Here is a 7,159-nt window from a genome sequence, read left to right on the forward strand (position 1 = left end):
CGGCGGTCACGCGCGCAAAATCAAGCTGTACGGCGCCGCTTCGGCGGGCAAAAACATGCTGACCTCTCGATGGCGTCCGGGCGCGGCCGCCTCCAGGGCGCTCCCCGATTTGTCCATAATGCTCGCGTAACCGATACGGAATCTGAAATCCGCTTCCGGCGTCATCAAAAGCATTTCCTCGCCGGCGCGGATAGGCGCTTTCAGCACAACCCGCACGCGCCTCTGGTCGCTGTAATATTCGCGGACCACTCCCGCGACTTCCGCGGAGAGCAGCCTGCCTGCCGGAGGCCTGCCGCCCGGCGGGATATGAAGCCGCCCCGGAAAAAATCCCCTTGAAACTGGCAGCCGGATTGCGCGATTCAGCTGCTTCATCGCGACAGAGGCATTGGCCCGCCGCGGCTTTCCGCGCAGTACCGCCGCAAACGCGCGGACGATTGCCGCGACCGCGGCGGCTCCCCCTTCGGGCGGAAACAGCGCGAGCCGTTTCATTCCGGCATTCAAAAACCTCGGCAAATAATGCAGTGAGGCGAACGAGTACCGCGGCTCGCCGTCGCTTCCCGGCATTATCGGCGCACCCGCGGAAGTCATTGCGGCAAGTCCGTATACAAAAGCTCCTTTACCGGCCGCAGATGAAAGCAATGCTTCCAGCTCGAAGGCGGAGAGATCGAATCCCGCGAACCAGGACTGCACGCCCATGGCATGCCAGAATTCGGCGGCAGCAGCGTTCCTGATGGGGAGTGAAGGATCGAGAACCAAGTCCTTTATTTCCGCATTTCCGCAGAGCGCAATCATACAGGGATCGCGGATGATTGCCGAAGCCGCTCCGATTCGCTTGAGAGAATCCGCAAGCCTATCCGCTTCGCGCGCACGCGGAATGGAAGGCGAAATGCCAAGCCAGACGGTGACTGATTTGCCGTGCTTCGCCGCGTGGTTGATCGCCCATTCCAAACTGTGCAGGTCGAATTGCGACGCAGAGCCGTACCTTGTTCTGGAAGTGTCTACGATCGCCCGGTCGGCGCCGAACGCGAACGCGACGCGAAGCTCGTCTGGATTCAGGACATAAACAGCGATTTCGCATCCGGCGCGGGCGCCGCCTGTTTGCTCCCGCTTCACCCCGGCTCGGTCATAGCGTATATAAATACGCCACCAGGGCTTGCATGGCGGGGTTGGTCGTAGGCAAGGCGCCGCCCTTCAGTCTGTAACCCGCGGTGATGCACTTGTTTATCTGCTGGGCGATCGCCTCGTCGGACGCCATGGCGCCTTTGCGGTATTTGAATTTGAGGTTGGTCAGCTCAACATATTCGAACGTGAGGGATTTGGGCAGCTTGCTTGCATCCGGCGACGGGCCGCTCGGCGCGTGACAGGTGATGCATCCTGCGTTTTTCACGCCCCAGCGGTTGGTGTCTTCGAAGATGGCCTTTCCTTCGGCAATCTGCTCTTCGTTGCCGAAGCTGTTTTTGACTTTGGATATGACGGGGCCGATCACGGGTTTCCAAAGAACCGCGATGATCGCCACGATGATGATTATAAAAATCCAGCCGGGATCGGTTTTGGACATCTAGTTCACCTGCTTTCAACTTCAAGCAAACGGATTATATCACCTGATTGTAGTCCGTGATACCGGCTCTTGCCTCCTGAAAGCCGTCCTTAGTAACATTTGCACGAGCGCCACTATTCCGGAACTGCGTCCCCGAATGCCGATATAATCGCCCTGCGGCCTCCCGCGGGGTGCATATGTACGGCCAGGGTATGACTGTAATCGAGAAGATAATCTCCGCCCATGCGGGCGAAGACGTCCACGAGGGCAGAATAGCCTGGGTTTCGCTTGACGTCGTCAGCGCCCGTGACTTCGGCGGCGCGAACGTCGTCAAGAACTTCGAGGAGTCCTTCGGCGATTCGCCCGTAGGCGATCCTTCCCGCACATTTTTCACCTTCGATTGCAACGTACCAGCGAACACCATCGGCTACGCGGACAACCAGCACCGATGCCGCCATTTCGCCCGCAAGCACGGCCTCCGCGTTTTCGACGTGGATGCCGGCATCGGCAGCCACGTCATGATCGAGGAGGGCATCGCGCTCCCCGGAACCATCGTCGTCGGCACCGACAGCCACCTGAACCTGCTCGGCGCGGTCGGCTGTTTGGGACAGGGGATGGGCGACATAGACATCGCCTACGCCTTCCGCCACGCCCGTACCTGGTTCGAAGTTCCGCCTTCCGTGCGCATCGAGCTGTCGGGCAACCTTCCCGAAGGCGCCGGCGCGAAAGACCTCACGCTTTACCTCGTCGGCAAGCTCGGCGCAAGCGGTCTTCTGGGAAAAAGCGCCGAAATATACGGCCCGGCGGTGGATGCGCTCGATCTCGCGGGGCGCATCACGCTCGCCAGCATGGGCACCGAGATGGGCGCGATCTCGCTTTTCATCTGTCCCGGCGAATCCACGCTCGCCGAAATCGGAAATCTCTGCGGAAAGAAAATTGACAAGGCCGCTTGCGATCTTCTCACGCCGGACGCCGAAGCGGAATATGAAGTCGTATACGAGTTCGACGTATCGGGAATCGAGCCGCTCGCGGCCTGCCCGCCCAAGCCGGACAACGTGCGCCCCGTTTCGGAACTCGCCGCGCGGAAAATTCCGGTGGACGGCGTCGTCGTCGGAAGCTGCACGGGCGGCCGCGCCGAAGATATCCGGGAGTTCGCCGCGATAGTCGCGAAGCACGGCATCGCGCCCGGCGTGATGGCCAAGGTCGCGCCCGCCACCCGCCGAGTCTACCGGGAGCTACTTGCGGACGGAACCATAAACACTCTGGTAGACGCCGGCGCGATCATAATCAACCAGGGCTGCGCGGGATGCGCCGCGGGCCAGGTCGGGATGACCGGCGAGCGCGAGGTGCAGGTCACGACCGGCAACCGCAACTTCGCGGGGAAGCAGGGCAAGGGGGATACCTATCTTGCGAGCGCACGCACCGCGGGATATTCCGCCGCGCATGGATTCGTCTGCTGCGGGTAGCGGATTGCCGTTTTGCGATTTCGCTGCGAATCAATATAAAAGGCAGGGGATTGTCCCCCGCCCCAATGCGACCGATAATTCCGCCGCTGCGGAAATGAGAAAAGCCTGGTAGTTACTTCTTCGCCCGCGGCTTGCGCGTCGGTTTCTTCCTTGGCGTTTCGGATTCTGCCACCGGCGTGACTTCCTCCGGTGCGGCATTCGCAGCTTCCTGCGTCGCCGCCCAGTAATCCGCAATCGCCTTGATCGTGTTGGGAGTCAGCGTTACCGCATCCTCAAGCTTGTAATGGTGCAATACCAGATTCCCGCCCTGCGCGGGAATAAGCCTCACGATGTCCGCATCCCTGCCGCGCGCTTCGGCCATTTCTTTCCTCCTTGCTACGTCTCGTCCGGGGCGTACATGGGAATCCAGCCCACCCCGGCGGTGCTTGAGCACTTCACCATGCACACGAACCGCCATCCCACCGAGCTCTTCGAGAACGGAGGCAAAGCGTTTCCGTCTCCCGGCTCGGTGGAGATGTTCTTCGTGAAATTGGCCGCGGACGTGCCGAAGAAAGCCATGAAAATCGCATCTTCGTCGTCCTGGATCCACTCTGCGACGGGAAGGTTGGAATCGGTGCTGAACTGCTTAACCGAAAACCGCGCCTGCGCGGTGTGAACCACGTTGCCGGAAATCAGCACCTTGTCCGCGCTGGCGTCCACCAGGAACAACCCGGAGAGCGTGTCGCCCTCTACCCGAAAGTCGTTATCGCCGCCGTCCTCGTTGATAACCACCGACTTGCTGAAAGTTGCCGCGTCGGCCACAAGTAGCGTCCCGGCTACGTGCAACTTAGCGCTTGGGGAGTTCGTACCTATCCCTACGCGGTCCGCACCTGCGTCTATGAACAACAGGTTCTGGTCCGTGTCGCCCTCGAAACGAGAGTCCAAGTCCTGCCCGTCGTCGTTGACCGTGATCTGATCGAGATGACCCGCGTCCCATGGACTTGCCACGGTACCGCACCTGCCGGTGGAGTTCGGGATGATGTTTTTGTTCGCGTCCGCCGGCTGAATGTCGGTCAGGCCGCTTGTCTGCCAATTTGCCACTGCCATTAGAATCACCTCCTTCTTTCCAGGTTGGAAGGGACAAACATCGCAATTAAAACTCCGAAAACCGTAAAATCAAGCTTCCACATAATTCATTACAACGTTTAACAACTTTTCACAACCTACAAAGGAGCGTCGCGCGTGCAAAGGACAACCCTCAGGTCGACGCTGTTTCCTCCCGCAACGTATATTTTGTCTTCCGAAGCCGCTATGGCGAAGATTTCGAAGTCCGCCATGTTTGAATCCACCGCCTCAAGCAGGTAGCCGCCTCCGTAATCGAACAAAAAAGCAGGCTTTAGGCCGTCCGGCGCGCTCCAGGGCGCAAGGTAGCACCAATTCTGCCCTAGCTCAGCTACGCGCATCGGACTCTGTAAGTTATCGCCCTCGTTAAGCGCCAGATTATGCGCCTTCCATGAATTTCCCTCCAAGAAATACCTTCTAAGCAATTCCGAGGCAGGCCGGATGTGGATTCCAGGAGTATCGTTCACGTATGTAAGCAAAGAATCATCTCCACTTTGAATGATTACAACCTCGCGCAGGAATTCGGCTTCCGGACGGGAATAGAAGCAAAGGTTTCGGTCCTCGTCCGCGAGCAAAATCGGCTCGTCGCCGCGGTATTCGATTCCGTAGCATCGAATCATTGCTGCGGGCGAGGATGCGAACGGGTTGCTTTGACTTACGGCTGTGCCTTCAAGCTCCGCAAGGTTGTATTCGTCGCCATCGCTGCCATTCCGATAGATGAATGCGATTTTGCCCGAATCGCTTGCGGCGAGCCAGCCGCTTTGGTAATAGATGTCGTTCATGAATCCGCCAGCGTATACGGTTTCAAACTCCCCTTCCGGGGTTCTCTTGACGATTATTGCCTGATTCCATGGGCTGGACGATTCGATATAACTTCCAAACAGCAACGTGCCATCCGCCTGAAATATCGGGCGTGTTGGCATTCCATACTGATTTTCCGGTACGTCAATGTAAAAATCCTCAAACCGCCATGGCTGGCCGGCGGAAATTTGCTTCCACGCCAGCCTGATTCGTTCCCTGTGCTCGCTGTATGGAAAACTCACATCTGTCACCCGATAAATCACGCAAATCTCACCGGTTGCCGGAGATACCGCAACTTCCATCCCCAAGCCCCAATTTTTAAGAAGGGTGCTGACGTCAAACCCGCTGCCCTTGTATATCTCCTGCACCGTTTGCTTCTGCCAGTAAAGGTTCGGCGAATCGGCGACAATCGTGACGGTGCTTTCATTCCACAGTCCGGTGTCGTCAACTACCCGCAGTTTCGCTCGCCAGTAGCCCGCCTCGTATGTGCGGGTCAGGTTTGTCGGAACGGAGGACTGCCAGTCGAATGTGCCATTTCCGTCGAAATCCCATTCATAGCTTACGATTTCCCCGTCGGGATCGTACGAAAGGTTGCATCCCAGCGCAACCTCAAGCGGCGCGTCGCCGATATTCGGCCATGCCCTGGCTTCCGCCTTCGGGGGCCATTGCTCCACCGGACCGCCTCCGGGTGGATAAACGCGGACGCTGACGCTTCGCGTGGCGGACATAAACGAGTTGTCGGTGACGCGGGCGATGCAGTTGAAGCTTCCCACGTTGCTCTGCGTGAACAGCCGGGACGCCGCGCCCTTGGTGGGTGTGAAGTCCCGGAATATGCCGTCTCCAAAGTCCCATTCGTACGAGACGATTGTACCGTCAATGTCGGTTGCTCCGATGACGAAGTTGGCCGTGAAGGGCGCCTCGCCTTCGTCCGGAGAAGCCGTCGCGCTGATAATCGGGGCGATGCCGCCAGGCGCGTTAACAAATATGGAGAAGATTTTCTGGCCGATTGCTCCGCCATCGTCCGTTACGCGCAGAACCGCGTTGTAGCGACCGGGCGACGAATAATCGGCAAATGCAATGCCAAAGGTGCCGGTGTAGTCCGCAAAATCCCCGGTTCCAAAAAAATCCCATTCGTATTTGACAATTTGGCCGTCAGTGTCGTAACTTGCATCGCCTTCAAATGTCACGGTCAGCGGCGCGGTTCCCTGCTCCGGAGTCGCGCTGCCGCGCGCCACGGGCGGGACGTTGCCGGTTCCGGTATTGAATATTGCTTCGTTCGAGTATTCGCCCTGCGCGCCAAGCGAATCGAGCGGCGCGACGCGGAATTTCGTCCCGTCGAGAACGGGCGGAAGCACTCCCCCCTCCCCGTCGCCGAGCGTGACGCTGAAAGTCTTGAATCCGCCGGAGGGCGGAAGCGTTGCGCTTGCGAACATGACTCGGCTTTCGGTCGGGACGCTCTGCCAGACGGTATCGCCGGGGGGGAGGAATTCGATTGTGTAGCTCTGCACCATCGCGAGATAATTCAGCGCGATGGGGGTCACGTCGTCAATCCACACCTCGCCGCTGCCGGAGCCGTCAACGACGCGCTCGGCATCGTCGTTCGTTCCGTCGTTAGTCAATGCGCCGAAGTTGAGAGCTATCGGCGTAACGTCGGATATCCCCACTTCGCCGTCCTGGTTGTAGTCGCCCTTGTTTGCGTAAGTCCACGAGAGCGATATCTTCCCCGTCTCCGCCGCGGCTGACGCGGCCAGATCGCTTACGATTCCGAATCCCTCTCTCGGCGCAATCGAGGCCATACGCTCCCCCCCCGCATATGCGGTGGAAACCGGCGATAAATCGAACCTCTCCGAATTGGCAAAGTACGGATCGCGGGCGAGAGAAGCGGGGAGCCTGACCTTCCCCTTTTCCGGCGTGCCGTATATGCGCATTATCTCCTCGAAGAACCGATCCGTCAGCCGGTCCAGCCGCGTGTCGTAGTCCATCGCGGCGAGCTTCGCATCCTTGCGCGATAAATCTTCCGCATCGGGGATTCCCAAATCCCGCGCGATTTCGACGGGAGACGAGGCGGGCGGAGCCGCATCCGGGGACGGCGAGGGCGCGGGCCTGCCGCCGGACCTGCCGCAGGATAAAACCGCCAGGGAAAGGAGCAAAACGAAAACGCATGAGTACGCAAAACCCCGGCGGCGGTTGAGCGCCGGCATGAACGATGATGCCATTTTGTATACCTCCAGCTTGTAAGCGAGGGACGACCGGA

Annotated in this window: 6 protein-coding genes; 1 reads left to right on the top strand and 5 read right to left on the bottom strand. The window is 59.1% G+C overall.

The genetic code is table 11. From position 1 onward, the window contains the following. Positions 1-6: 6 nt before the first annotated feature. Both HRF49_07290 and HRF49_07295 read right to left on the bottom strand, forming a co-directional pair. Complete coding sequence (locus HRF49_07290) at positions 7-1,113, bottom strand: hypothetical protein (protein MEP0814453.1); 1,107 nt, start codon at positions 1,111-1,113, stop codon at positions 7-9. A 10-nt stretch (positions 1,114-1,123) separates the two neighbouring features. Next, on the bottom strand, positions 1,124-1,558 hold the full coding sequence (locus HRF49_07295) for a hypothetical protein (GenBank protein MEP0814454.1): 435 nt from the start codon (positions 1,556-1,558) through the stop codon (positions 1,124-1,126). Positions 1,559-1,749: 191 nt separating this feature from the next. Between HRF49_07295 and HRF49_07300 the strand changes: the two genes are divergently transcribed. After that, positions 1,750-3,003 (top strand): homoaconitate hydratase family protein, encoded by a 1,254-nt coding sequence (locus HRF49_07300; protein MEP0814455.1) that lies wholly within the window; start codon positions 1,750-1,752, stop codon positions 3,001-3,003. A 112-nt stretch (positions 3,004-3,115) separates the two neighbouring features. On the opposite strand, the gene HRF49_07305 is transcribed toward HRF49_07300, so the two are convergent. The 3 genes from HRF49_07305 to HRF49_07315 all read right to left on the bottom strand — a co-directional run bounded on the left by HRF49_07305 (position 3,116) and on the right by HRF49_07315 (position 7,121). After that, on the bottom strand, positions 3,116-3,364 hold the full coding sequence (locus HRF49_07305) for a hypothetical protein (GenBank protein MEP0814456.1): 249 nt from the start codon (positions 3,362-3,364) through the stop codon (positions 3,116-3,118). A gap of 14 nt (positions 3,365-3,378) precedes the next feature. Further along, positions 3,379-4,089: a hypothetical protein gene (locus HRF49_07310; protein ID MEP0814457.1), complete on the bottom strand. Its 711-nt coding sequence runs from the start codon at positions 4,087-4,089 to the stop codon at positions 3,379-3,381. A gap of 116 nt (positions 4,090-4,205) precedes the next feature. After that, positions 4,206-7,121, bottom strand: a complete 2,916-nt coding sequence (locus HRF49_07315; protein ID MEP0814458.1) for a hypothetical protein — start codon at positions 7,119-7,121, stop codon at positions 4,206-4,208. Positions 7,122-7,159: the final 38 nt, after the last annotated feature.

The organism is bacterium, assembly GCA_039961635.1.
GTDB lineage: Bacteria > 4484-113 > 4484-113 > JAGGVC01 > JAGGVC01 > JABRWB01.

Excerpts from the sequence above, each read along its gene's own strand:
- HRF49_07295 (MEP0814454.1), bottom strand. The coding sequence starts at position 1,558 with ATGTCCAAAACCGATCCCGGCTGGATTTTTATAATCATCATCGTGGCG.
- HRF49_07300 (MEP0814455.1), top strand. The coding sequence starts at position 1,750 with ATGACTGTAATCGAGAAGATAATCTCCGCCCATGCGGGCGAAGACGTC.
- HRF49_07305 (MEP0814456.1), bottom strand. The coding sequence starts at position 3,364 with ATGGCCGAAGCGCGCGGCAGGGATGCGGACATCGTGAGGCTTATTCCC.
- HRF49_07310 (MEP0814457.1), bottom strand. The coding sequence starts at position 4,089 with ATGGCAGTGGCAAATTGGCAGACAAGCGGCCTGACCGACATTCAGCCG.
- HRF49_07315 (MEP0814458.1), bottom strand. The coding sequence starts at position 7,121 with ATGGCATCATCGTTCATGCCGGCGCTCAACCGCCGCCGGGGTTTTGCG.